General features: G+C 58.1%; 25 protein-coding genes. 16 read left to right on the top strand and 9 right to left on the bottom strand.

Going from position 1 to position 26,021, the window contains the following annotated elements; genetic code table 11:
• From lptB to rnk, 7 genes are all read left to right on the top strand, one after another.
• Nucleotides 1–726, top strand: a complete 726-nt coding sequence (gene lptB, locus DDT56_RS16280) for an LPS export ABC transporter ATP-binding protein (RefSeq protein WP_136167486.1) — start codon at nt 1–3, stop codon at nt 724–726.
• A gap of 52 nt (nt 727–778) precedes the next feature.
• Nucleotides 779–2,212: an RNA polymerase factor sigma-54 gene (rpoN, locus tag DDT56_RS16275; protein WP_136167485.1), complete on the top strand. Its 1,434-nt coding sequence runs from the start codon at nt 779–781 to the stop codon at nt 2,210–2,212.
• Nucleotides 2,213–2,234: 22 nt separating this feature from the next.
• A complete protein-coding gene (hpf, locus tag DDT56_RS16270; RefSeq protein WP_009114756.1) occupies nt 2,235–2,522 on the top strand; it encodes a ribosome hibernation promoting factor in 288 nt (95 codons plus the stop codon).
• Between the two features lie 97 nt (nt 2,523–2,619).
• Nucleotides 2,620–3,093 carry a PTS IIA-like nitrogen regulatory protein PtsN gene (ptsN, locus tag DDT56_RS16265; RefSeq protein WP_136167484.1) on the top strand — a complete coding sequence of 158 codons (474 nt, stop codon included), beginning with the start codon at nt 2,620–2,622 and terminating at the stop codon, nt 3,091–3,093.
• A 133-nt stretch (nt 3,094–3,226) separates the two neighbouring features.
• Nucleotides 3,227–4,084, top strand: coding sequence for an RNase adapter RapZ (rapZ, locus tag DDT56_RS16260; protein WP_136167483.1), 858 nt, complete (start codon nt 3,227–3,229; stop codon nt 4,082–4,084).
• The gene (gene npr / locus DDT56_RS16255) at nt 4,081–4,353 is read left to right on the top strand and encodes a PTS phosphocarrier protein NPr (protein ID WP_136167482.1); all 273 of its coding nucleotides are present in this window, start codon (nt 4,081–4,083) and stop codon (nt 4,351–4,353) included. Before rapZ ends, npr begins: the two co-directional genes overlap by 4 nt.
• 163 nt (nt 4,354–4,516) lie before the next feature.
• Nucleotides 4,517–4,927: a nucleoside diphosphate kinase regulator gene (gene rnk / locus DDT56_RS16250; protein ID WP_136167481.1), complete on the top strand. Its 411-nt coding sequence runs from the start codon at nt 4,517–4,519 to the stop codon at nt 4,925–4,927.
• Nucleotides 4,928–4,963: 36 nt separating this feature from the next.
• Here the strand turns inward: rnk and pmbA are convergent, their stop codons facing one another.
• Nucleotides 4,964–6,304: a metalloprotease PmbA gene (gene pmbA / locus DDT56_RS16245; RefSeq protein WP_136167480.1), complete on the bottom strand. Its 1,341-nt coding sequence runs from the start codon at nt 6,302–6,304 to the stop codon at nt 4,964–4,966.
• Nucleotides 6,305–6,440: 136 nt separating this feature from the next.
• Here pmbA and DDT56_RS16240 point away from each other — a divergent pair, with 136 nt between their 5' ends.
• From DDT56_RS16240 to yjgA, 3 genes are all read left to right on the top strand, one after another.
• Nucleotides 6,441–6,698 (top strand): type II toxin-antitoxin system Phd/YefM family antitoxin, encoded by a 258-nt coding sequence (locus DDT56_RS16240; protein WP_136167479.1) that lies wholly within the window; start codon nt 6,441–6,443, stop codon nt 6,696–6,698.
• Nucleotides 6,686–6,994 carry a type II toxin-antitoxin system RelE/ParE family toxin gene (locus DDT56_RS16235; RefSeq protein WP_136167478.1) on the top strand — a complete coding sequence of 103 codons (309 nt, stop codon included), beginning with the start codon at nt 6,686–6,688 and terminating at the stop codon, nt 6,992–6,994. The genes DDT56_RS16240 and DDT56_RS16235 overlap by 13 nt, the downstream gene beginning before the upstream one ends.
• Before the next feature lie 132 nt (nt 6,995–7,126).
• A complete protein-coding gene (yjgA, locus tag DDT56_RS16230) occupies nt 7,127–7,675 on the top strand; it encodes a ribosome biogenesis factor YjgA (protein WP_136167477.1) in 549 nt (182 codons plus the stop codon).
• A gap of 139 nt (nt 7,676–7,814) precedes the next feature.
• Here yjgA and tldD read toward each other — a convergent pair whose 3' ends face one another.
• The 8 genes from tldD to csrD form a co-directional block, all read right to left on the bottom strand.
• Complete coding sequence (gene tldD, locus DDT56_RS16225; protein ID WP_136167476.1) at nt 7,815–9,260, bottom strand: metalloprotease TldD; 1,446 nt, start codon at nt 9,258–9,260, stop codon at nt 7,815–7,817.
• A 60-nt stretch (nt 9,261–9,320) separates the two neighbouring features.
• Nucleotides 9,321–13,142 (bottom strand): AsmA2 domain-containing protein YhdP, encoded by a 3,822-nt coding sequence (gene yhdP / locus DDT56_RS16220; protein WP_136167567.1) that lies wholly within the window; start codon nt 13,140–13,142, stop codon nt 9,321–9,323.
• A 114-nt stretch (nt 13,143–13,256) separates the two neighbouring features.
• On the bottom strand, nt 13,257–14,726 hold the full coding sequence (rng, locus tag DDT56_RS16215) for a ribonuclease G (protein ID WP_136167475.1): 1,470 nt from the start codon (nt 14,724–14,726) through the stop codon (nt 13,257–13,259).
• Nucleotides 14,716–15,309 carry a Maf family protein gene (locus DDT56_RS16210; RefSeq protein ID WP_136167474.1) on the bottom strand — a complete coding sequence of 198 codons (594 nt, stop codon included), beginning with the start codon at nt 15,307–15,309 and terminating at the stop codon, nt 14,716–14,718. Before DDT56_RS16210 ends, rng begins: the two co-directional genes overlap by 11 nt.
• Nucleotides 15,310–15,318: 9 nt before the next feature.
• A complete protein-coding gene (gene mreD / locus DDT56_RS16205; protein WP_136167473.1) occupies nt 15,319–15,807 on the bottom strand; it encodes a rod shape-determining protein MreD in 489 nt (162 codons plus the stop codon).
• Nucleotides 15,807–16,781, bottom strand: coding sequence for a rod shape-determining protein MreC (mreC, locus tag DDT56_RS16200; RefSeq protein ID WP_136167472.1), 975 nt, complete (start codon nt 16,779–16,781; stop codon nt 15,807–15,809). The genes mreD and mreC overlap by 1 nt, the downstream gene beginning before the upstream one ends.
• A 146-nt stretch (nt 16,782–16,927) precedes the next feature.
• The gene (gene mreB / locus DDT56_RS16195) at nt 16,928–17,971 is read right to left on the bottom strand and encodes a rod shape-determining protein MreB (protein ID WP_009114770.1); all 1,044 of its coding nucleotides are present in this window, start codon (nt 17,969–17,971) and stop codon (nt 16,928–16,930) included.
• Nucleotides 17,972–18,291: 320 nt separating this feature from the next.
• Nucleotides 18,292–20,229 carry an RNase E specificity factor CsrD gene (gene csrD, locus DDT56_RS16190; protein ID WP_136167471.1) on the bottom strand — a complete coding sequence of 646 codons (1,938 nt, stop codon included), beginning with the start codon at nt 20,227–20,229 and terminating at the stop codon, nt 18,292–18,294.
• 117 nt (nt 20,230–20,346) lie between these two features.
• Here csrD and acuI point away from each other — a divergent pair, with 117 nt between their 5' ends.
• The 6 genes from acuI (at nt 20,347) to accC (ending at nt 25,718) form a co-directional block, all read left to right on the top strand.
• Nucleotides 20,347–21,324 (top strand): acrylyl-CoA reductase (NADPH), encoded by a 978-nt coding sequence (gene acuI / locus DDT56_RS16185; RefSeq protein WP_136167470.1) that lies wholly within the window; start codon nt 20,347–20,349, stop codon nt 21,322–21,324.
• 175 nt (nt 21,325–21,499) lie between these two features.
• Nucleotides 21,500–22,519, top strand: coding sequence for a protein-methionine-sulfoxide reductase catalytic subunit MsrP (msrP, locus tag DDT56_RS16180; RefSeq protein ID WP_246856803.1), 1,020 nt, complete (start codon nt 21,500–21,502; stop codon nt 22,517–22,519).
• A 44-nt stretch (nt 22,520–22,563) separates the two neighbouring features.
• A complete protein-coding gene (msrQ, locus tag DDT56_RS16175; RefSeq protein WP_136167469.1) occupies nt 22,564–23,163 on the top strand; it encodes a protein-methionine-sulfoxide reductase heme-binding subunit MsrQ in 600 nt (199 codons plus the stop codon).
• 252 nt (nt 23,164–23,415) lie between these two features.
• Nucleotides 23,416–23,868 (top strand): type II 3-dehydroquinate dehydratase, encoded by a 453-nt coding sequence (aroQ, locus tag DDT56_RS16170; RefSeq protein ID WP_136167468.1) that lies wholly within the window; start codon nt 23,416–23,418, stop codon nt 23,866–23,868.
• Between the two features lie 24 nt (nt 23,869–23,892).
• On the top strand, nt 23,893–24,363 hold the full coding sequence (gene accB / locus DDT56_RS16165; RefSeq protein ID WP_136167467.1) for an acetyl-CoA carboxylase biotin carboxyl carrier protein: 471 nt from the start codon (nt 23,893–23,895) through the stop codon (nt 24,361–24,363).
• An 11-nt stretch (nt 24,364–24,374) separates the two neighbouring features.
• Nucleotides 24,375–25,718 carry an acetyl-CoA carboxylase biotin carboxylase subunit gene (gene accC, locus DDT56_RS16160; RefSeq protein WP_009114777.1) on the top strand — a complete coding sequence of 448 codons (1,344 nt, stop codon included), beginning with the start codon at nt 24,375–24,377 and terminating at the stop codon, nt 25,716–25,718.
• Nucleotides 25,719–26,021: the final 303 nt, after the last annotated feature.

The following is a 26,021-nucleotide window of genomic DNA, read 5'->3' as shown; positions in this document are numbered from 1 at the left end:
ATGGCAACATTAATCGCAGAAAATCTGGCCAAGGCGTATAAAGGCCGTAAGGTCGTGGAAAATGTCAGCCTGACCGTCAATTCCGGTGAGATTGTCGGCCTGTTGGGTCCCAACGGCGCCGGGAAAACCACCACGTTCTATATGGTGGTGGGGATTGTGCAACGCGATGAAGGGAGGATTGTGATCGATGACGAAGACATCAGCCTGCTGCCCCTGCACGATCGCGCGCTGAGAGGGATCGGCTACTTACCCCAGGAAGCGTCCATCTTCCGCAGGCTGAGCGTGTATGACAATCTGATGGCGATATTGCAGATCCGTAAGGATCTGACCTCGGAGCAGCAGGAAGACCGCGCCAACGAACTGATGGAAGAATTCCATATTATTCATTTGCGCGATAGTCTGGGACAATCCCTGTCCGGCGGGGAAAGGCGTCGGGTGGAAATTGCCCGCGCGCTGGCGGCGAATCCCAAATTCATCCTGCTGGATGAGCCTTTTGCCGGCGTCGATCCCATTTCGGTGATTGATATCAAAAAAATAATCGAGCATCTGCGCGACAGCGGACTGGGCGTGTTGATTACCGATCATAACGTCCGCGAAACGCTGGACGTCTGTGAACGCGCCTATATCGTCAGTCAGGGACATTTAATCGCTCACGGTTCCCCCACAGAGATACTGGCCGACGAACAGGTCAAACGCGTCTATCTGGGCGAAGGCTTCCGACTCTGATAGGGTAGGATTTTTCATTGAACGATATAGCAAGTAAGGACGTCGGCGCTACATGAAGCAAGGTTTGCAACTCAGGCTTAGCCAGCAACTGGCCATGACTCCACAGCTACAGCAGGCCATCCGTCTGCTGCAACTGTCCACGCTTGAACTGCAACAAGAGATTCAACTGGCGCTGGAAAGTAATCCGTTGCTTGAGCAAACGGACAACCACGAAGAAATAGAGTCATTCGAGACCGTCGACAGCGATTCGCTGGACACCGGCGAAGCGCTTGAACACAAGGATATGCCCGAGGAACTGCCGCTCGACGCCACCTGGGACGAAATTTATTCCGCCGGCACGCCGTCAGGCACCGGCACCGACTATCGGGACGAGGAACTGCCGATCTACCAGGGGGAAACCACCCAGACCCTGCAGGATTACCTGATGTGGCAGGTGGAGCTGACGCCGTTTTCGGATACCGACGCGGCCATCGCCACCTCCATCGTCGACGCCGTGGACACCACCGGCTATCTCACCGTGCCGCTGGAAGACATTCTCGACAGCATCGGCGATGAAAGCGTCACGCTGGATGAAGTGGAGGCGGTGCTCAAGCGGGTACAGCGCTTTGATCCCGTTGGCGTCGCCGCGCGCGATCTGCGCGATTGTCTGCTGGTTCAACTTTCGCAGTTTGCCGACGATACCCCCCGTCTTGCCGAGGCCCGGCTGATCGTCAGCGACCATCTCGACCTGCTGGCGAATCATGATTTCCGTAGCCTGATCCGCGCCACCCGCCTGAAAGAAGAGATACTGAAGGAAGCGCTGGCGCTGATTCAGTCTCTCGACCCCCGCCCGGGGCAGTCAATCAATACCGGGGAGTCGGAATATGTGATCCCCGACGTGCTGGTGCGCAAAATTCAGGGACGCTGGGTGGTCGAACTGAACAGCGACAGCGTTCCCCGGTTGCAGATTAATCAGCAGTATGCCGCGCTGGGCAACAGCACGCGCAGCGACAGCGACGGTCAGTTTATCCGCAGCCATTTGCAGGAAGCCCGCTGGCTGATAAAAAGCCTGGAAAGCCGCAACGATACCCTGCTCAAAGTCACCTGCTGCATTGTCGAACAACAGCAGGACTTTTTCGAGCGGGGGGAAGAATTTATGAAGCCGATGGTGCTGGCTGATATCGCCCAGGTGGTGGATATGCACGAATCCACCATTTCCCGCGTCACCACGCAGAAGTTTCTGCACAGTCCGCGCGGCATTTTTGAACTAAAATATTTCTTCTCCAGCCATGTGAATACCGACAGCGGGGGCGAAGCCTCGTCGACCGCCATCCGGGCGCTGGTGAAAAAGTTAATCGCTGCGGAAAACCCCGCCAAACCTTTAAGCGACAGTAAGCTCACCACGCTGCTCTCCGAGCAGGGCATCATCGTGGCGCGGCGTACGGTGGCGAAATACCGAGAGTCTTTATCTATCCCACCATCAAATCAGCGTAAACAGCTGGTTTGATCTCAACTAGAAGGAAGACGCTATGCAGCTAAACATTACCGGACACCACATCGAAATTACGCCGCCGCTGCGCGATTTCGTGAATACAAAGTTCGCCAAATTAGAGCAATACTTCGACCGTATTAATCTGGTTAACGTGGTACTTAAAGTGGAGAAAGTACAACAAATCGCCGACGCCACGCTGCACGTTAACGGCGGAGAGCTGCATGCCACATCAGAAGCGGAAGATATGTACGCGGCCATTGATTTGCTGATCGATAAACTGGCCCGGCAGCTAAACAAGCACAAGGATAAGCTTAAACAACACTGATTTTTCTCCCGGCCCGAACGGGCGGGGAACAGACCCGGCCCACACAATACCCGGGCCGGGCTCACCGGAAGTGGAAGCGTCGTCAAGTGAAGATAAAATGAACAACGATCCCGTTTTGCAGCTCAGCACCGTGCTACGTCCCGAGTGCACCCGAAGTTCCGTCCATTGCCAAAGTAAAAAACGGGCATTGGAGATTATCAGCGAACTGGCGGCCAGGCAGCTTAATCTGTCTTCGCAGATTATCTTTGACGCCCTCCTCGCGCGCGAACGCATGGGCAGTACCGGCATCGGCAACGGCATCGCCATCCCGCACGGCAAGCTTGAGGACGACAACGCCCTGGGCGCGGTCGGGGTATTTATCCAGTTGGAACAGCCTATCGCGTTCGACGCCGTTGACAACCAAGCCGTTGATTTGCTTTTTGCCTTGCTGGTTCCGGCAGAACAATGTAAAACCCATTTACATACGCTATCGCTGGTCGCCAGGCGACTGGCCGATAAAACCGTTTGCCGGCGTCTGCGCGCCGCGCAAAACGATGAAGCGCTGTATCAGATTATGACGGAAGCCGGTTAAATCAGGTGGTGATGATGAGCAATGGCGGCACGATCGGTAATCACCGTTTTCCAACCATTCATCGTGCAAACAATCATGATCAAAACAATGGCAGCGACAGGTCGCCATCACGTTGCCAGGGGGGAATCGCCAGATGGTGCTGATGATCGTCAGTGGTCGCTCGGGCTCAGGAAAATCCGTAGCCCTGCGCGCGCTGGAAGATATGGGGTTCTACTGCGTAGACAACCTTCCTGTGGTTCTGCTGCCGGAACTGGCCGCTACGCTGGCTGAGCGCAATATCTCCGCGGCGGTCAGCATCGACGTGCGCAATATGCCGGAGTCGCCGGAAATCTTTGAGCACGCCATGGCCCAGCTACCGCAAAGCTTCGCGCCGCAGCTGCTGTTTCTGGACGCCGATCGCAATACGCTGATCCGCCGTTACAGCGATACCCGCCGCCTGCACCCGCTGTCCAGCAAGAATCTGTCGCTGGAAAGCGCCATCGACCAGGAAAACGATCTGCTGGAGCCGCTGCGCTCACGCGCCGATCTGATCATCGACACCTCCGAAATGTCGGTGCACGAGCTGGCGGAAATGCTGCGCACCCGCCTGCTCGGCAAACGGGAACGCGAACTGACGATGGTGTTCGAGTCTTTCGGCTACAAGCACGGCATCCCCATCGACGCCGACTACGTGTTTGACGTGCGTTTCCTGCCCAACCCCCACTGGGACCCGAAATTACGCCCGATGACCGGTCTGGACAAACCGGTGGCGGCCTTTCTCGACCGCCATACCGAAGTGCATAATTTTATTTATCAGACCCGCAGCTATCTGGAACTGTGGCTGCCGATGCTGGAAACCAATAACCGCAGCTACCTGACGGTGGCGATTGGCTGTACCGGGGGCAAACATCGTTCCGTATACGTCGCGGAACAGCTGGCCGACTACTTCCGCTCGCGCGGCAAAAACGTGCAGTCGCGCCACCGCACGCTGGAAAAACGCAAGCCGTCATGACCGTCCGACACACCGTGGAAATCAGAAACAGGCTGGGTATGCATGCCCGGCCCGCCATGAAACTGTTCGAGCTGGTGCAAAGCTTCAACGCCGAGGTGATGCTGCGCAACGACAGCGGCGCCGAAGCCGAGGCCAGCAGCGTGATCGCCATGCTGATGCTGGACTCGGCCAAAGGCCGTCTTATCGAAGTGGAGGCGAGCGGCCCGGATGAAACGCAGGCGCTGGCCGCCGTGGTCGAGCTATTCGAAGCCGGATTCGACGAAGAGTAAAAACGTTACCGACGATTCCCCCCTTCGTGACGGCGATCGCTTCCCTTTCCGGTAAGAAACGCTTACTCTTTCTCCCGACAATGATTTTTCTTATCCACCCCCGTTCCACTGGCGCGGGGGTGTTGTTTTATACGCACAATTTATGTCCGGGAGAAACACGAGGATGACAAAACCCAAAATCACCATCAGCGATATCGATGCGGAAATTTTGGATCGCCTGCTGGCTCAGCCTGCGTTCGCCAGTAGCGAAACGGCGAAAACCTTGAACGACGAGCTCGATCGTGCGGAAATTTTGCCGCCGACGGATATCCCGGCGGAAGTGGTGACCATGAACAGTCAGATACGTTTTCTCGACCTGAATACGCGCGAAGAACATGTGCGTACGCTGGTGTATCCTTCCGCCATGAAAGACAGTAAAACGCAGCTGTCGGTGATGGCGCCGCTGGGCGCGGCGTTGCTGGGGCTGCATGTCGGCGACGCCATGTCCTGGAAATTGCCCAACGGCGGCGAAACGCGCGTACAGGTGCTGGAGTTGCTGTACCAGCCGGAAGCCGCCGGCGAGTACCAACGCTGAATGCCGGGCCGTCATAGACGGCCCTCGCAGCAACGATCATTCGCCGGCGATTTTCATCTCCGGCAGCAGCACCGAACCGCACTGAATATTGCTGCGGGTTTCAATGTCATCCCCGACCGTGACGATATTACGCAACATCTCTTGCAGATTGCCGGCGATGGTAATCTCGCTGACCGGATACTGGATTTCACCGTTTTCCACCCAAAAACCCGAGGCGCCGCGGGAATAATCCCCGGTAACGCCGCTCACGCCCTGGCCCATTAACTCGGTCACCAGCAATCCCTTGCCCATCTGGCGGAGCAAACCGTCAAAATCCAGCCCCCGGCCGGCAATACGCCAGTTATGAATGCCGCCGGCATGGCCGGTGCTCTTCATCCCCAGCTTGCGGGCGGCGTAGCTGGTCAGCAGCCAGGTTTGCAATACGCCGTCTTTGACGATTTCCCGCTGCCGGGTGCGCACCCCTTCGCTGTCGAACGGCGTTGACGCCAGCCCTTTGCGCAGGTGCGGCAACTCTTCAATCGTCAGCCACTCGGGCAGAATCTGCCGACCGAGCTTATCCAGCAGGAAGGTGGATTTACGGTACACGCTGCTGCCGCTGATGGCGCCGACCAGATGACCGAACAGCCCGGTCGCCACTTCGGCGGAAAACAGCACCGGCGCCCGCATGGTCGGCAGCTTGCGCGGCGACAAACGGGATAGGGTGCGGCGCGCGCACTCCGCGCCAACCCATTCCGGCGTACGCAATTCATCCAGCGAGCGGCCGATGGTGTAGGCGTAGTCGCGCTCCATATCGCCGTTCACTTCGGCGATCACGCAGCTGGACATGGAGTGGCGGCTGGAACAGTAGCTTTGCAGCATACCGTGGCTGTTGCCGAAAACCTTAATCCCATAGTGGCTGTTAAAGCTTCCGCCTTCGGTATTGGTGATGCGCTTATCGGCCTGCAGCGCGGCATGCTCCGCGCGGGCCGCCAGTTCAATCCCCCGCTCCGCGTCCAGCTCCGACGGATGAAACAGATCCAGATCCGGCGCGTCGAACGCCAGCAGGTCTTTATCCGCCGGGCCGGCGAACGGATCGACCGAGGTATAGCGGGCGATATCCAGCGCGGCCTGCACGGTGCGGGCAATGGCGTCCGGGCTGAGATCGGTCGATGACGCGCTGCCCTTGCGCTGCTGGTGATACACCGTAATCCCCAGCGCGCCGTCGCTGTTGAATTCAACGTTTTCCACCTCACCATAGCGGGTGCTAACGCCAATTCCCGTCGTTTTCGACACCGCGACTTCCGCCGCATCCGAACCCGCACGCGCCAGCTCCAGCGCCTGTGCGACTGCCTGTTCCAGCGCTTTACGCTGTTGTGCAACCTGAGTGATTATCGTCATCGTTCTGCCATAATGAGTAAGAAAACACCATGCCGCTGAGTCTAACAGAATCTCAGGGGAAGCGCGCCTTTCGCCGCGATGGACGCCGCCAGGCATGGGTGATACTTTAGTATCACTTTCGCTATCGGAGGCAACCATGAAAGTAGAATTGGTGACCAACCTGAAACGGCAGGCGACCAGAATCCTTGCGGATCTGCGCGAGTCCAAAGAGGCGATCCTGATTACCGAACACGGCCAGCCATCCGCATATCTTGTCGACGTGGAAGATTATGAATTCATGCAACGCCGTCTGACGCTGCTGGAAGCGCTGTCCAAAGGCGAAAGGGCCGTGCTGGAGCAGCGCACCGTCCCCCATGCTCAGGCCAGGGAACGCCTGCAGAAATGGCTCAAATAGTCTGGACGGAACCGGCGCTCGACCAATTGAACGAGATTGCGGAATACATCGCCCTGGATAACCCGGTGGCGGCCAGTTCGCTGGTGCGGAAAATATTCGCCAAAGTAGAGCGCCTGGAGCGCTTACCGCAATCGGGGCGCGAGCCGCCTGAACTGCCGAATTCCGTCTACCGCGAGGTGGTTTGCAGTCCCTGCCGGGTTTTCTACAGAAACGATGAAAACGCCGTCATCATCCTGCACGTCATGCGTGAAGAGAGGCAGTTACGCCGATATTTACTCGCGGCCAGGGAGCAGTAACAGCATGCAGGATGCCCAAACGGAAACTGCGGACAATTTCGCCCAAAGCCCAAACCTGTTAGTATCGGCCTCTTTTTATCACGGGCCAACGCTATGCGTTGTAACTCCCGAAAATTTTTTATGGAGCCAACCATGAACGACAAACCCGAAGACTGGCTTGACGAGGTCCCGGACAATAACCAAGACGACGACGATGAAATTATCTGGGTCAGCAAAAGCGAGATTAAACGTGACGCCGAAGCGCTGAAAGATCTGGGCGCGGAACTGGTTGAACTGGGTAAAAACGCGTTGGAGAAGATCCCGCTGGATGACGATCTGCGCGCCGCCATCGAACTGGCGCAGCGCATCAAGAAGGAAGGCCGTCGCCGCCAGTTGCAGCTAATCGGCAAAATGCTGCGAGCCCGCGATCCGGAACCGATTCAGGCCGCGCTGGACAAGCTGAAGAACCGCCACAACCAGCAGGTGGTGCTGTTTCACAAGCTGGAGCTGCTGCGCGACCGTCTGGTGGCGGAAGGCGATGACGCCATCCCCGATATTCTGGCGCTCTACCCTTCTGCCGATCGCCAGCAGCTGCGTTCGCTGGTGCGCAACGCGCAAAAAGAGAAAGCGGCCAATAAACCGCCAAAATCCACGCGGCAGATTTTTCAGTATTTGCGTGAACTGTCGGAAAGCGGAGAATAAGCCGCCGCGCGTTCGAGGACGGCATCGCCGGTAACCCTGAGGCACACCGGCCTATCGTACCGAGGGGCCATAGTGGGACACATCCCTGCGTCCCCGCATAAAAGCCGGCAACTATGCTTCCGGCAAATTTGTCGGCTGATTACGCCGTACCGCCCACGGTCAGGCTTTCCAGCTTCAGCGTCGGCTGGCCCACGCCGACGGGCAGGCTCTGCCCCTCTTTGCCGCACACGCCGACGCCTTTATCCAGCGCCAGATCGTTGCCCACCATCGAGATCTGCTGCATCGCCTCAATGCCGGAACCAATCAGCGTCGCCCCTTTCACCGGGCTGGTGATGCGCCCGTTCTCGATCAAATAGGCTTCCGAGGTGGAAAAGACGAATTTGCCGGAGGTAATATCCACCTGGCCGCCGCCAAAATTCGGCGCGTACAGGCCGTACTCGACGCTGGCGATAATCTCCTGCGGCGTGGACTTGCCGGCCAGCATATAGGTATTGGTCATGCGCGGCATCGGCAAATGGGCGTAGGACTCGCGGCGGCCGTTGCCGGTCGGCGCCGCGCCCATCAGACGGGCATTGAGTTTATCCTGCATATAGCCTTTCAGGATGCCGTTTTCGATCAATACGTTATATTGTCCCGGCACCCCTTCGTCATCCATCGCCAGCGAGCCACGACGGCCGGCCAGCGTACCGTCGTCAACCACGGTGCAAAGCTCGGAGGCCACCCGCTTGCCCATCTGGCCGCTGAATACCGAGGTGCCGCGGCGGTTGAAATCCCCTTCCAGACCGTGACCGACCGCTTCATGCAGCAGCACGCCCGGCCAGCCGGCGCCCAGCACCACCGGCATGGAGCCTGCCGGAGCCGCCACCGCCGACAGATTGACCAACGCCATGCGCACCGCTTCCTTCGCCCAGGCCTCGACGCGAGGTTCGCCGTCGACGACTTCCCAGAAATAGTCATAGCCCCCGCGCGAGCCGCCGCCGCTGGAGCCGCGCTCGCGCTTGCCGTCCGCTTCCACCAGTACGCTGACGGAGAGGCGAACCAGCGGACGAACATCCGCCGCCAGCGTACCGTCGGTGGCGGCCACCAGCACCAACTCATACACGCCGGTCAGGCTGGCGGTGACTTCCTGCACCCGGGCATCGGCGGCCCGGGCCACGGCGTCGGCACGCTGCAGCAGGGCGATCTTGTCTTCGCGGCTCAGGCTGTCCAACGGGTTAAACCGCGGATAAAGCGCGCGGTGGGACACTTCACCCAGCGTATGGGCCGTGCCCGTCCCCTGTTCGCGCACGATGCTGCGCGCCGCCTGAGCGCTTTGGTGCAGCGCGTTCAGCGTTATTTGATCGGCATAGGCAAAACCCGTTTTTTCACCGTTGACGGCGCGGATCCCCACGCCCTGATCGATATTGTAGGAGCCGTCCTTGATGATGCGGTCTTCCAGCACCCAGGACTCATGATAGCTGGACTGAAAATAGAGGTCGCCGTAATCCAGACGACGTTCATTTAACAGCTCCAGCACAGAGGAGAGGTCTTGAAGATTCAACTTGTTTGCGGTGAGTAATTGCTCACTGACAAAAGACAGACTCATATTTTTTCACTCTTTATTAGATGAAATCGGGTGAACGCGGCGCGCCGGTCAGGCATGCCGCTACTCGCTTTTCTTCCGGCTCGGTTCACGCTGCACTTCCTGAATCTTCGGCTGATCGAGACTACCGGAAATCTGGTAGCGGATCAGCGAAATCTTGTTCCATAACGGCGCCAGCACCTTGCTGGCGGCGAATACGGCCGCCCCCACCACCGGGTTCACGGCAAATGCCGTCGCCACGCCCACCGTGGCGGAGATTTCCGGCGCCACGGTCACGTCCATACTGACCTGGCGTTTCACCAGGTCGACGTCGCCTTTCATGGCGATATCCGCTTCCAGCCCGTCAACCAGCATATCGTCGGTATGCAGCACGCCGTCTTTAATCCATGCCGTGCTGCGAATGGAATCAAAGTAGAAACCGCTGCCGAAGGTGTCGCTAAAATCAAGCTGGAGTTTACGCAGCAGGGCGTCAAAGCTGATCAAACGCAGTAACTGCCCAGCCTGTCCCGTCCCCACATCGGCAATTTCGCCTTTACCTATCCGCGTATGCAGTATGCCGCTCAGGCTGGCGATATCCGGCGCCCAGGGCGTGCCGCGCCAATAAAGATCGTAATCGACGGCGAAGGACCCGGCGCGCAGCGGCGTATCGATGCCGAACCAGTCGGCATTCTGCACCAGACTATCGCCCGATACCCGCCCTTTCAGCGCGGTGCGCACTCCCTGCGAGTTGTCCTGCCAGTTGCCGTTCACCGTCAGGCGGGCTTTACCCGTATCGATAATGCCGTCGCTTAAGGTCAGTTTCCCTTTTTCCGGCTGCAGCCTTGCCTGAATATGACCGAAATTCTGCCCGACAAACCAGCATTGACGGCAGTTTATCTGCATTGCGGGCCAATTCTCAAAATTCATGCTCACGTCGCTCAACGGCGATTTTTTCTCAGCCAGCGCCACCGGGTTGGTCGCCTCATCACCTTTCCACTGCGGGTTGTAGTAAAGATAGCGAATATCGCTGAGCCATACGCCGCGCCGCGGTATATCAAGCGTCGCGTCGATCTCACGCCCCCTGGCCTGCACCTCGCTGCCGCCCAGGGTATTTTTGCTGCTAATCGACAGATCGTGCCATTGCTGCCCCAGCAGTTGGAGCTCCGGCGTACGCAAGGTGACTTCTGCCGGAAGGCGGAAACGGCTGGCGGCGCTATCGACGTTCAGCGACGAGCTCGCGGAGGGCAACAGCCCAAGCCAGCGTTCGCCGTCCAGCGCGGGAAGGTCGAAAACCAGCGCCGACGCCGACGGCAACGGCGGCAAGCCGCTCCCTTTGCGCCAGTTGGCTCGCGCCAGCGTTATCGTATCGCCTTTCAGCAACCACTGGCTGTTGAACCAGTTATCCTTGCCCAGCTTACCGTGCAGAGTGAAGCCGTGCAGATCGCCTTTGGCCTTCACCTGTAAAGGCAAACTCTCCCCGGCGGGTTTATTCAGCGGGCTGGGTAAGTGACTGCTCACTTTGCTTAAGTCCGCCTGTAGATCCACGTCAAACTTCGGAACGCCCTGATAAGGCAGGCTCACCGACACGGCGCTTTGCCAATCCGCGCCGCCGGATATCTGTCGCCCTAACGGCCCCGGCATGCCCGGGAAACGGGACGGTTGCCACGCCCCCTGCAGCCCGACATTCACCTGATAGGCCCGCTCCTGCTCTTCGGTGGTGAAATCCACCGTTATCGGCTGATCCAGCCAATTCGCCCGCAGGGTTTCACTGCGCAGATTGCCATTGTCGTAGCGGAACCCGCCGGTCAGATTTTTTAGCGTGCTGGATAACGGCTTAATGTAAAGGCTGTTGTTATTCAATACGATATCGCCGCCGGCCCGGACTTCTCCGCCGGCCAGCGGAATGTCCAGATTCAGCGTTCCCTGCACCGGTCCGCCAAGCTGTAACTCCTCCAGCGCGGCCCCCAGAGAAGATTTCAGCGGCGTTTGCCGGAAGTAGTTGCCCACTTCCGGGCCGGGGCCGTTTAACTCGCCCGCGACCAACAGCCGTTCTTGCTGATAATCAGGGATCACCGCGCTGATATTCCTGCCTTCCACTTTCCCCAGCCAGGCCTGCGGCGCCAGCATCCATAAGCCGTTATTGGCGAAATCGAGATTGATATCCAGCGGCGTTAACGCCGGCCAACCCGGCTGAAACGCAAAGGTGGCATTCTTCACCGGCGCCCAGACTTCAAACTGCCCTTCCCTGTGGGAGTAGGGAAAACGCTGCGGATTACCCGCCAGTATCAGCGTGCCGTTATCCACCCGTCCGCTCTTCAGCGCCCCGCTCAGATAATCCACCAGTTCTTTCCCCATCAGGGGCTCGGGATAATAGCGCCAGGCGTCGGCGGCGTCCGTCAAACGCAGCCCCGCCAGCAGGTCCAGCCTGGGTTCGCCCTGGGCAGGCTGCCGATAATGAAAATCGCCGTTGATCCACAGCGACCTGGCCTGAACGTCCAGCCCGTGACTCCACAGCTCCCATCCCTGACCGTCGTAACGCCAGTCAAGCACGCCGCCGGCCTGGCTGATTTCCAGCGGCGCCCGGAAGGTCCCGTTGTTCGGCAGCGTGCTCTCGGCCAGATGCAAATCCACCTGCCCGCGCTCGACGCTGCCGCTCACGGAGCCGGAAAAGTGATCCATACCCGGCAACCGTTGCCACGCCTGCCAGCTCACGTCATGCCAGCGGGCCTGGAAACGGCTCTTCTCCGGCTGTTGCAGAGGAATATCCACCGCGAGCGTACTGAGCCTGCCCTGTGGTTGCAGCTGTTCCCAGCGTTCCTTTAATAGCGGCGTGGTGGTGGACAGCAGCGGCAACAGCGCGCCAAAACGCGCCAGATCCAGATTGCTGGCGCGAAGGCGTAATTCCTCCTGACGATCCGGCCCCAGCAACTGGGTATTCTGCGGCAGCCAAAGCGCGGAAACTTGACCTTTCGGCCAGGGGACGCCATCCGTGGCCAGATTCAGCTCCGGCACGGCAAGCCGCCAGCCATTTTCCTGACGGACGACGTGCAAAACCGTATCGTCGACGTCCAGGCGATGGGCGTCGACGCCTTCTCCCCAGGTCGCCGTTCCCTGATTGAGAAACACATCTCCGCCATAAATATCGCCCTTGCGCACGTCAATCCAGGCCGCCAGGCTGAAGTCCGCGCTTTCCAGCCCGGTGTTGTTCTTCATCCAGCGGCTGAACCAGGGCTTCATATCGATATTGTCGGCCTGCAGGTAAAGCGTGCCGTTATTGAGCACCCCTTGATCATCGTCCAGATCCATGCGCATCTGCACCACGCCGTGCTGGCCGTTAAAGCTCGACAGGCTGATCAGCCCCTCGGCCCGATGACGCTTGTCGGCGTTCAGCCAGGTAAGCTGCGGAATGCTGAATTCGGCGCGGGCGCCGGATGGCGTAAGAAAAGAGATATGGCTGTCGCGCAGATCGAAGTGATCGAACTGACGCAGAAAAAGATCGTTCAACTTCCCCGTGGTCATCAGGTCATCGCCCTGACGCTGCCCGAAGAGCGTGGTATTGAGATCGAGCCGTAGCTGATAGAAGGTGAGATCGCGGAACTGCCAGCGCCAGTGCAGCAATGACTGCCACACATCCAGCGCCAGCGTAATACGTTCCGCCCGCCAGTCCGACTCCGGCAGGGAAGTGTGAAAATTTTTGATTTCCAGCGTGGGGCCGAAAGATTCCCAGCGTCCTTTCAGCGAGCCGATTTCCAGCGGAACCCCGGCAACGGACTGCGTCCACGCCACCAGCCGTGGCCGGAAGTGATCGAGCTGTGGCAGCACCAATCTTAAACCGCTGACTAACAGCGCAACAATCACAATAAGAGTGGCGCCCGTCGCTAGTAATATTCCGGGCAATCGCCTCACGTATTTCTCCTTGTTTTCGCGAAAGCCGCTTTCATCGGGGGTTTGCGGAGTATGCCGTTCAACCATAAGCGCGCCCGAAAAGCGCCCCATTGGTGAAGCGGGTTGCAGGCAAACTTACATCATGACCACGTCGAACTGTTCCTGGCTGTACAGGGGTTCAATCTGCACTCTGACCTGTTTGCCGACAAAAATTTCAACCTCGGCCAGCGCGTGCGATTCTTCGCTTTTCAGCGCTTCCCCCACCGCCGGCGAGGCATAAACCAGGAAGCGATCGGTATCATAAGCGTGATGGACGCGCACTATCTCCCGCATGATCTCGTAGCAGACGCTTTCCACCGTTTTCACCGTTCCCCGCCCATGGCAAGTCGGGCACTCATGACACAATACGTGTTCTACACTCTCACGGGTGCGCTTACGGGTCATCTCCACTAATCCTAGTTGAGAGAAACCATTAATACTGGTTTTTACCCGATCTTTACTTAATGCCTGCTCCAGAGAGTGCAGTACGCGGCGCCGGTGATCTTCGTTGTTCATATCGATAAAATCGATGATGATAATGCCGCCGAGATTGCGCAACCGAAGCTGGCGTGCCACCGCCTGGGTCGCCTCGATATTGGTATTGAAGATGGTTTCGTCCAGATTGCGGTGGCCGACGAATGCCCCGGTATTGATATCGATGGTGGTCATGGCTTCGGTCTGATCGATAATCAGGTAACCGCCGGATTTCAATTCGACCTTTCTGTCCAGCGCCCGCTGAATTTCATTTTCCACATCGAACAAATCAAAGATGGGCTGCGTGCCGACGTAATGCTCCAGCTTATTGGTCATTTCCGGAATATATTCCGCGGTAAACTCCAGCAGGGAATCATAGGTCAGCCTGGAGTCCACGCGAATACGGTCCAGCTCCGCGCCGGCGAAATCGCGCAGGATGCGCTGCGCCAGGGCAACTTCGCCATAGAGCTGATATTTGGTCTGGTTACGTTTTTTACGCTCCATGACCTTGGCCCACAGGCGCTTGAGAAACGCCGCGTCCTGGGAAAGCTCCTCTTCGCCGATGCCTTCCGCGGCGGTGCGGATAATAAACCCGCCTTGCTCGTCGCAATAGTCGGCGACGGTTTTCTTGAGACGCTCGCGCTCGGCCTCGCTTTCAATGCGCTGTGAAACGCCGACGTGCGACGCCCCCGGCATAAACACCAGATAGCGCGACGGCAAGGTGATATCCGTGGTCAGGCGGGCGCCTTTGGTGCCCAGCGGATCTTTCACCACCTGCACCATCAGATCCTGTCCCTGACGCACCAGTTCGGCGATATCGCGCACATGAAAGTTTTTCTGTTCGTCGCCGGCGACGCACTCGGTGTGCGGCATAATATCGGACGCGTGCAGGAACGCCGCCTTATCCAGGCCGATATCCACAAACGCCGCCTGCATACCCGGCAATACCCGGCTCACCCGGCCTTTATAAATATTGCCGACGATGCCGCGCTTGGCTTCACGCTCAATGTGGATTTCCTGCAATATACCGCCATCAATATAGGCGACCCGCGTTTCCGACGGGGTGACGTTCACCAGTAACTCAGCAGTCATGTTTTCCTCTCGCAATCCGCAGCGCAGCAAAATTACCGAACAACTCATGTGTTTCCACCAGCGGTAATCCTACCACCGCGTGGTAACTTCCCTTTATCGATTTGACAAAACAGCCGCCTTTGCCCTGAATGCCGTAAGATCCGGCTTTATCCATCGGCTCGCCGCTGGCGATATAATTATCGATATCCTGACGGGAAAGCGGGCGAAATACGACCTCGGTCACCACCAGACTACTTAACATATCGCTTCTGTCGGCCAGCGCCACGGATGTCATCACCTGGTGCCGCTGCCCGGAAAGCTGCGCCAGCATCCGGGCGGCATGGGCCTCATCGCGTGGTTTTTCCAGCACCTGTCCGTTTAATACCACAATAGTATCCGCGCCCAGCACCGGCAAATCCGCCGGGGCGACCCGTACGCCCGCCGCCGCTTTCTCATGCGCCAGGCGGCGAACATAGGTTTCCGCCTCCTCATGCGGCAAACGCCGCTCCTCCACCGCCACGCTCAGCTGCGAAAAAGGGATATCGAGCAGCGCGAGCAGTTCCCGGCGACGGGGGGAAGAAGAAGCCAGATACAGTTGATGCATGGGCAAGCCTTATTGCACGGTAAACTGACGGCGTATTTTACGCATCAGCAGGAACAGCCACGGCCAGAGCACGCCATCGACCACGCTGTTCCAGAATGCTTCCGGACGAAAGGCGATGTTAATCACCAGAAACTCCGCCCAGAACACAATCAAATCCATCAGCAGCGAAAGCAGCATGACGATCAATGCCTGCTGCCATAGCGCCATATTACGGAACAGCTGGAATTTAAACGACACCAGATAAGCGATAATACTTAAACCCAGCGCCCGCACGCCCAACGTGGATCCCAAAATCAGATCCATAATGATGCCCAGCACAAACCCGGTTCCCACGTTAACCCGGTGCGGCAGCGCCATCACCCAGTAAATCAGGAACAGCGTCAGCCAGGAAGGGCGATAAACGTAAATCTGTTCCGGCCACGGCATAATCTGCAATACCATCGCGATCAGAAAAGAGAGCCAGATAATCCAGTTGCCGTGGCGACGGTAGCGATTCATCAGCGTACTCCCGGCGGCGCGGCGGCAGGATCGGCAACCGGCGGCGGCGGCCCCATTTCGTCAGGCGAGGGCAAGACCTGCGGCATCATCTGCATCAGCCGTTCATTGGCGACGCGGTGAACTTCCGCCGGCGGTAACGCCGTGCTGGCGTTTCGGTCCACGCCCCACAGCAGCAGCAGATAGCGCAAACGCTGCAAGCCGGCGGTCGGACGCGCCTGTATCACCGTATAGGCCCGTTGGGTATCGATGGCGACCGATGACACCACCGCGACGGGATAACCTTCCGGGAAACGGCCCCCCAACCCCGAGGTCACCAGCACATCGCCGACGCGAATATCGGTATTATTGGGCAGGTGCTCCAGTTGCAGGTCGTCGGTACAGCTATTGCCGGCGGCAATCACCCGGATATCATTGCGCAGCACCTGGATCGGCAACGCATGGGAAACATCGCAAATCAGCAAAACCCGGCTGGTAAACTGCCCGACCGCGATCACCTGGCCGACCACGCCTTTGTCGCTGATCACCGGCTGGCCTTCATACACGCCGTTTACCCGGCCTTTATCAATGACCACCTGGTCGCTGTAGGGATCGGTTCCGGCGGATATCACCTGGGTCACCATCTTTTGCTCATCCTGGCGCAGCGGAGAACCCAGCAGTTCGCGCAGGCGGGCGTTCTCTTGCTTCAGTTGCCCCAATAGCAGCAGGTCGCTGTTTTTCATCAGCAACTCCTGGCGCAGCGCGGTGTTTTCCAGTCCCAGCTGTTCACGACTGGCCAAAGATTCAGACATGTTGTCCAGCATCTGGCGCGGGCCATTGGCCAGAAAATAGAAAGGGCTGACGGCGGTATCCATATAGGTTCTGATTTTGACGAACGCACCGAGCCGACTGTCAGCAATAATCACCACAATCGCGGTGACGACAGCAAGAAAAAGTCGCAGTTGCAGGGAAGGTCCCCTGCTAAAAATCGGCTTCATAAAATTTGCGTATTCCTTTCCTCGACAGCAGCAATAAATCGCCTGGAGCGATTTTCAACGTCGCAGGGCGGCATAAAAAAAGGGGCCGCCGTGCGGGATGAAAAACCTGCGCCTTCCCCCATACGGCCCCCCCTTTCCCGAACGAGTTATTCTTCGCTGAACAAATCGCCGCCGTGCATGTCGATCATTTCCAACGCTTTACCGCCGCCGCGCGCCACGCAGGTTAACGGATCTTCAGCCACCACCACCGGGATGCCGGTCTCTTCCATCAGCAGGCGGTCCAGATTGCGCAGCAGCGCGCCGCCGCCGGTCAGCACCATGCCGCGTTCGGAAATATCGGAAGCCAGCTCCGGCGGACACTGTTCCAGCGCCACCATCACCGCGCTGACGATACCCGTAAGCGGTTCCTGCAAGGCTTCCAGAATCTCATTGGAGTTCAGGTTAAAGCCGCGCGGTACCCCTTCGGCGAGGTTACGGCCGCGGACCTCGATTTCCAGCACTTCATCGCCCGGATACGCCGAACCGATCTCATGCTTGATGCGCTCCGCCGTCGCTTCGCCGATCAGCGAGCCGTAGTTACGGCGCACATAGTTGATAATCGCTTCATCGAAGCGGTCGCCGCCGATACGCACGGACGAGGAGTACACCACGCCGTTGAGTGAAATCACCGCGACTTCGGTGGTGCCGCCGCCGATATCCACCACCATGGAGCCGGTGGCTTCGGAAACCGGTAAACCCGCGCCAATCGCCGCCGCCATCGGTTCCTCAATCAGGAACACTTCGCGCGCGCCGGCGCCCTGCGCCGATTCGCGAATCGCCCGGCGCTCAACCTGCGTGGCACCGACGGGCACGCACACCAGCACTCGCGGGCTCGGACGCATAAAACTGTTGCTGTGCACCTGCTTGATAAAGTGCTGCAACATTTTTTCAGTCACAAAGAAATCCGCAATCACGCCGTCCTTCATCGGGCGAATGGCGGCGATATTGCCGGGCGTACGGCCCAGCATCTGTTTAGCGTCATGGCCTACGGCGGCGACGCTTTTCGGAGAACCGGCACGATCCTGGCGAATAGCGACCACCGAGGGTTCATTCAGTACGATGCCCTGCCCTTTAACATAAATCAGGGTATTGGCGGTACCCAGGTCGATGGACAAGTCGTTGGAAAACATGCCACGAAATTTCTTAAACATAACGAAAGGATAATCCTGCAAGCTGGGGGCGAAAAATAAATCCGCCTACTTTACCAACCACACGAAGCAGCGACAAGGCACGAAAACGCTCTGCTTCGGTGAAAAAAAGTCTGTGTTGCGCAACTCGGTCTTGCAGAGAAATAGGGCGTAAAACGCTTTTTCTCCGGACGGCAAGGCAGATTATCACTTTCCGCCCGACGGAATAGCACTAACACAGGACATAAAATCTCACATTTAATCGGATTACAGCTAATGTAAGCGCACACTAACTAAAAAACAAAGCCGACTCATTCTACGTCAATTCGAACAGGACTTTTACACTAAACGCGATAGTGCGGTGAATATTTTTTCAGCTCATGACTCACCGGCACCGACGCGGCGAAAAAATCGCCCTGTCCGCCGTAAACGCCCTTATCCAATAACGTGCGCCACTCTTCTTTGGTGCGCACGCCGGCGGCGAAAACCTTGGTTTGCGTTCCTTTGCAGGCTTCCGTCAGGCTCTGCACAAATAACTGATTTTCCGGACGGCGTTCAAGGCTGCGCACCAGGCCCGGATGAAGCTTGATGATTTCCACCCGCAATGACTTGATATAGGTCGTACTGACCAGCGTTAATCCCGCCTGGGTGACCGCCAGACGGCATCCCAGCCCCAGGATAAGATTCAGCGCCGGGCGCAAACGGCCGATATATTGACAGACGTCTGCCTCCGCAAGTTCAAATAAAATGCATTGTCGTTGCTTTTTAGGACATTGCAGCAACGTTTCCTGCAGCCAGCAAAGAAATGTCTTCTGTAAAAGCGAGTCCACGCTAACCGGCATAGCCAGGGTTTCATCGGGCCAGTTGGCCGATAGCGCGACGATGCGCGCAACCAGCTGCCGGTCGTAGCTGACGCTCAGGCCAAGCTGCTGCACCAGCGGCATATACTCGGCCGCCAGCAACTCCTGCGCGCCGTCATAAATCCGGGTCATCATTTCCCGGTGATGCACCACGCCTTCCCGGGTCACCGCCGGTTTCTGATACAGTCTCGGCCCGCCGCGCGCCAGCGTTTGCTCCAGCAGCGTGCGCCATTTCACACTGCCGCGCCCTTTGTCCGGCACCTGCCGGTCGAATACGCACCAGCCGTTGCCGCCCTGCAACACGGCATTGCGCGTGGCGTCCTCCACGCTTTCCATCACCTGCTCGGGACTTTGTCCGCTGCGATAGGCGCAAATGCCGATATGGATCATGTCCTCGCGATCGATCCACGGCGTAACGGGCAGAATATCAACGGCTTTCACCAACTGCGCCGCAATATTATCCGCTTCCTTCAGCGTGCAATGGGGTAATAACACCGTGAAATCGCTTTGGTAATAGCGCGCCAGCAGCGCCGACGGATAACGCATCACAAACGTCGACAGCAAATTCACCAGCGTATAGCTGTATTCCTGGATCGCCCCGCCATAGCCATGCGTTTCCTGCAAGGTTTCAAAGTCAGGCAGGCGAATCATCATCACCATGCCATGGGTGCCGACATGTTCGATATCTTCCAACTGCGTCGTCAGCTGATTATCAAAAAACAGGCGATTGCTCAATCCGGTTTCCGCATCCTGCGCGGCGAAGGCGCGGATCAGGGTATCGACCCGGCTGCGCTCCTCACGGGCTTCAACCAGATCGGCCAACAGCTGATCGATGGCGCCGCTGGCGTTCACCGGCCACTCGCCCGCCGATCCATGCATAACCGACTCGCGCTCCCCGTTCAGAATACGTCTGGCTCGCGCCTCAAGCTCTTCCTGGCCGGCGGTTTGACGCCCTAGCCAGCGAATCGACAGATACAGCACCAGCGCCATCAGGCAAACCGCCAGCAGCACGGATAGCGTCGAGATGAAAAAGCGCGGCATGCCGAACAGCGGATTGACGTAAGTCGCATCAACCACCATATCCGAATGATGCATCAGCGGGAGCCGGCGATGATGGTATCCGTAGCTACGGCGATCGTCGGCCTCGGGCAGCCGCACCGCATACAGCGTTGAGTCGGGACTGCGGATCTCCAGCCCCACCACGCCGGCGGTTTTCATCATCGCCGGCAGCCAGAACCTGATATTCTCCGGCGATTGCACCAAAAGCGCCTGATCGATGCTGGCCGCGACCTCTCTTAGCTGCTGCGCCGTTCGCTGCTGGCTATAATGGAAGAGACTGAAGATGCTGCTGCAAAGCAGCAAGAAAACCGCCGATGCCGTCAACAGCGCCATAAGTTTGGAGAATCTGGTCGTAAATCCCATCCCTGCGTCCTATTCCTGATTCTGCGGGTTTGTTGTTTTTTATCAGTTCGCATACTACCTGTTACAAATATAGTCGCTATACGATTCGATACATTTTCCTGCCACAGGAGAGCATACATGCAGGCTTTAGTACTCGAACAGCTAAACGGACTCATTCAGCCGCAGATCCGTGAACTCGATACGGATCAACTGCCCGCCGGTGATGTGACGGTTGATATCAGTTGGTCCGGCATCAATTATAAGGATGCGCTGGCCATCACCGGTAGGGGTAAGATCATTCGCCAGTTTCCGATGGTTCCCGGCATCGACTTCGCCGGAACGGTCCGCCACAGCGACAGCGAACGCTTTCAGCCCGGGCAATCGGTGATTCTTACCGGATGGGGCGTGGGTGAAAATCACTGGGGCGGTCTGGCCGAGCAGGCGCGGGTGAAAAGCGACTGGCTGGTGGCCCTGCCGTCCGGGCTGGATGCCAGAAAAGCCATGGCGATAGGCACCGCCGGCTTCACCGCCATGCTATGCGTGATGGCGCTGGAAGAGGGCGGCGTAACGCCGCAAAGCGGCGACGTGGTGGTGACCGGCGCCAGCGGCGGCGTCGGCAGCACGGCGGTGGCCCTGCTTTCCGCGCTGGGCTACCGGGTCGCCGCCGTCAGCGGCCGCGCCGACAATGCCGGCTATCTGCAACAGCTGGGGGCGAAACAGGTGCTGGAACGCAGCGAATTCAGCGCTGACGCCCGGCCGCTGGAGAAACAGCGCTGGGCGGGGGCGATCGACACCGTCGGCGATAAGGTGCTGGCAACCTTGCTGGCGCAGATGGGTTACAACGCCACCGTTGCCGCCTGCGGTCTGGCCGGCGGCATCGCCCTGCCCGCCACGGTGATGCCGTTTATCCTGCGTAACGTCCGCTTGCAGGGGGTGGACTCGGTGATGGCGCCGCTGCCGCGCCGCGAACTGGCCTGGAAACGGCTGGCGGAATTGCTGCCGGAGACCTTCTACCGGCAGGCGACGCATGAAATCGCCCTGCCGGACGTTCCCGCCGCCGCCGCCGCGCTGCTGGACAATAAGGTAACGGGCCGTACGCTGGTACGCATCCGCTAATCCGGGCTCCCCGCCGCTCGGGCCGCCGTCGGCGGCGGCCCGTTATTTATGTTCGTAACACCCTGCAAAAAAGTATTTACCGTTCGTCGCCGCTATTCCCCGCGCAATTCATCTATAAATAAGTTATTGGCACACCATCATCATCGCCGGCAATAACCTTCGGCGGGAGTTCCACATGTATAAAAATCGCCTGCATAAAAATCGCCGGCTGACCGAGGCGGACGTCACGCCGGAAAGCGTGTTCCTTCAGCGCCGCCGCGTATTAAAGGCGCTGGGCATCACCACGGCGGCGCTGTCGTTGCCATTCTCCGCGCGGGCGGATCTGCTCGCCTGGTTTAAAGGCGACAACGAGCGCCCCAAGGCGCCGCCGGCCAAACCGCTGTCATTTACCCAACCGGCGGATTGGCGCCCCGACCTGCCGCTCACGCCGGAAGATAAGGTCACCGGTTATAACAACTTCTATGAATTCGGGCTGGATAAGGGCGATCCGGCGGCCAATGCCGGCGGGTTGCGGACGGAAAGCTGGAAAATCCGCATCGACGGCGAGGTCGCCAAACCCATCACGCTGGATATCGACGACCTGCTTAAGCGCTTTCCGCTGGAGGAGAGAATTTATCGCCTGCGCTGCGTCGAGGCCTGGTCGATGGTGGTGCCCTGGATCGGGTTTGAGCTGGCGAAGCTGATTAAATTCGCCGCCCCCACCGGCCATGCCCGCTATATCGCTTTCCAGACGCTCTACGATCCCGAACAGATGCCGGGACAGAAAGACCGCTTTATGGGCGGCGGCCTCGACTACCCTTATGTCGAAGGCTTGCGGCTGGACGAGGCGCTGCACCCGCTTGCGCTGCTCACCGTCGGCGTCTACGGCAAAACGCTGCCGCCGCAGAACGGCGCGCCGGTCAGATTGATCGCGCCGTGGAAATACGGCTTTAAAAACATCAAATCCATCGTGCATATCCGCTTCACCCGCGAGCGTCCGCCGTCCACCTGGAATCTGGCGGCGCCCAATGAATATGGCTTTTACGCCAACGTCAATCCGCACGTGGATCATCCGCGCTGGTCGCAGGCGACCGAACGCGTCATCGGCGCCGGCGGTATTCTGGATGTGCAACGGCAGCCGACCCTGCTGTTCAACGGCTATGCCGAGCAGGTGGCGTCGCTGTATCGGGGCCTGAACCTGCGGGACAACTTTTGACCGGCGGCGGCGCAGTCGCGGCTGATTTAGGGGATAACGTCTGAATGCGGCTAACCATGCAACACATAATCTGGCTGAAAGTCATTATCCATCTGGCGGCTTTTTTACCGTTGCCGTGGCTGATACTGGCGGTCGATCAGGGATGGCTGAGCGCCGATCCGGCAAAAGATATCCAGCATTTTACCGGCCGCATGGCGCTGAAGCTGTTGCTCGCCACGCTGCTGCTCACGCCGCTGGCCCGTTACGGCAGGCAACCGCTGCTTATCCGCTGCCGGCGCCTGGTCGGGCTATGGTGTTTTGCCTGGGCGACCTTGCATCTGGCGAGTTACTCGCTGCTGGAACTCGGGATAAGCCACCTGGATTTGCTGGGAGAAGAGCTGCTTCGCCGCCCCTATTTAACGCTGGGAATGATTAGCTGGCTGATTTTATTCGCCCTGGCGCTGACATCGCCCCAAATGGTGATGCGCAAGATGGGATCCCGCTGGCAAAAACTGCATAACCTGGTCTATCTGGTCGCCATTCTGGCGCCAATCCACTATCTTTGGTCAGTCAAAACGCTCTCGCCCCAGCCGGTTTTATACGCGCTGGCGGCCCTGATATTGTTGTTGTCGCGTTATAAAAAATTTCGCCGATGGTGGCGTTAAACGCCAGGACGGGTCTGAAGCCGAACGCGGCAAGCACCGGCCGTTTCACCGACGATTTGCGGCTACTGCGGGAATATCTCCGCAGATAAGACCAGTATTTGGCTGCTAATTGCGACGAAATGGTTATAATGCACGACTTTGTTTCCCGGCGGCGGACAATTTGCGTTGGAAAGGTGACAAACGCATAGCTTCGCGCTATTTTGTGCGACACTGTTTTTGCAATCCGGGCGAATCGCGGGAGATGGCAGCATAATGGCCGACAAGTTTCACATTTTGCTTTTGAATGGCCCTAACCTGAATCTGCTGGGTACGCGCGAACCGGATAAATACGGCAAAACCACGCTGGCGCAGATCGTCGGCAATCTGGAAACGCAGGCGCAGGTGCTGAATGTGCAACTTTCCCATCTGCAGTCCAATGCGGAACACGTTCTGATCGACAGAATTCATCAGGCCAGAGGAAACACGGATTTTATTTTGATCAACCCGGCGGCGTTTACCCATACCAGCGTTGCGCTGCGTGACGCTCTGCTGGCGGTTGATATCCCGTTTATCGAAATTCATCTGTCCAACGTGCATGCGCGTGAAGCTTTCCGCCGTCACTCCTACCTGTCCGATATCGCGGTGGGGGTGATTTGCGGCTTCGGGGCAGAGGGCTATAACCATGCTTTACAGACGGCGGTAACACGCCTGTCAACTTCCAATTAAACAGAAGAGTACGGAACCACATCCATGGATATTCGTAAAATCAAGAAACTGATCGAACTGGTTGAAGAGTCCGGCATCGCCGAACTGGAAATTTCCGAAGGTGAAGAATCAGTACGCATCAGTCGTGCCCCGGCGGCGCCAAGCTACCCGATGATGCAACAGGCCTATGCGCCGATGCTGCAACAGCAACCGGCGCTGGCCGCCGCCGTCGCGCCGGCGCCCGCCGCGGCGGAAACCACGGCCGCACCGGCCGCCATCAGCGGGCACATCGTGCGCTCCCCCATGGTCGGTACGTTCTACCGCACCCCCAGCCCCGATGCCAAAGCGTTTGTCGAAGTCGGCCAGCAGGTGAATGTCGGCGATACGCTATGCATTGTCGAAGCCATGAAAATGATGAACCAAATCGAAGCCGACAAAGCGGGCGTGGTCAAAGCGATCCTTGTCGACAACGGCCAACCGGTTGAATTTGACGAGCCACTGGTTGTCATCGAATAACGAGGCTTACCATGCTAGATAAAATCGTTATCGCTAACCGCGGAGAGATCGCGCTGCGTATTTTGCGTGCCTGCAAAGAGCTGGGCATCAAAACCGTTGCCGTTCACTCCAGCGCGGATCGCGATCTGAAACACGTACTGCTGGCGGATGAAACCGTGTGCATCGGTCCGGCGCCGTCCACCAAAAGCTACCTGAACATCCCGGCGATCATTTCCGCGGCGGAAATCACCGCTTCCGACGCCATTCACCCTGGCTACGGTTTCCTGTCGGAAAATGCCGATTTCGCCGAGCAGGTCGAACGTTCCGGCTTTATTTTCATTGGCCCGCGCGCCGACACCATTCGCCTGATGGGCGATAAAGTGTCCGCCATCAACGCCATGAAAAAAGCCGGGGTTCCTTGCGTGCCGGGTTCCGACGGCCCGCTGGACGGCGATATGGATAAAAACCGCGCCTTCGCCAAACGCATCGGCTACCCGGTGATCATCAAAGCCTCCGGCGGCGGCGGCGGTCGCGGCATGCGCGTGGTGCGCAGCGATAAAGAGCTGGAACAGTCCATCAATATGACCCGTGCGGAAGCCAAGGCGGCTTTTAATAACGATATGGTCTATATGGAAAAATATCTGGAAAACCCGCGCCACGTGGAAATTCAGGTATTGGCCGACGGTCAGGGCAACGCCATTTATCTGGCCGAACGCGATTGCTCCATGCAGCGCCGTCACCAGAAAGTGGTGGAAGAAGCGCCGGCGCCGGGCATCACCGCCGAACAGCGCCGTTTTATCGGCGATCGCTGCGCGAAAGCCTGTATCGATATCAATTATCGCGGCGCGGGCACCTTTGAATTCCTGTACGAAAACGGCGAGTTCTACTTTATCGAGATGAACACCCGTATTCAGGTGGAGCATCCGGTAACCGAAATGATTACCGGGGTGGATCTGATCAAAGAGCAGCTGCGCATTGCGGCGGGCCAACCGTTATCCATCCGGCAGGAAGACGTTCAGGTGCGCGGTCACGCGGTGGAATGCCGTATCAACGCCGAAGACCCGAACAGCTTTCTGCCGAGTCCGGGTAAAATTACCCGTTTCCACGCGCCGGGCGGCTTCGGCGTGCGTTGGGAATCCCATATTTACGCCGGCTATACCGTGCCGCCGTACTACGATTCCATGATCGGCAAATTGATCACCTACGGCGAAACCCGCGAAGTGGCTATTTCGCGGATGAAGAACGCGCTGGCGGAGCTGATTATCGACGGGATCAAAACCAACGTCGATCTGCAGATGAAGATCATGAACGATGAAAACTTCCAGAAAGGTGGCACCAATATCCACTATCTGGAGAAGAAACTCGGTTTACAGTAAATATAGCTACTGCGGTCCCTGCTGTTGCTTCGTGAAAGGCCGGTGAAAACCGGCTTCCAGACTGTTGACGAAATAGCCATTCGTCATACCGAATCTAACCCCGTCATCCCCGTGGTAGTTAGACGGGGATCTGCTTACGCTGGCGACACGGTATTGCTGAGATCCCCGCCTGCGCGGGGATGACGTAGACGGAGAAGATTTTGTCAGCAACCTCAAGGTCGGTGAAAACCGGCCTTTTTGCTTTTCTGTCAATTCGGACTGGGCAAATCGACCGCATGCCGTAAAATTCCCGGTTTCGCACTC

The organism is Brenneria corticis (assembly GCF_003115855.1).
Taxonomy (GTDB): Bacteria; Pseudomonadota; Gammaproteobacteria; order Enterobacterales; family Enterobacteriaceae; genus Brenneria; species Brenneria corticis.
The sequence above is the reverse complement of the archived record's forward strand: the minus strand, read 5'-3'. Positions and strand labels throughout refer to the sequence as shown.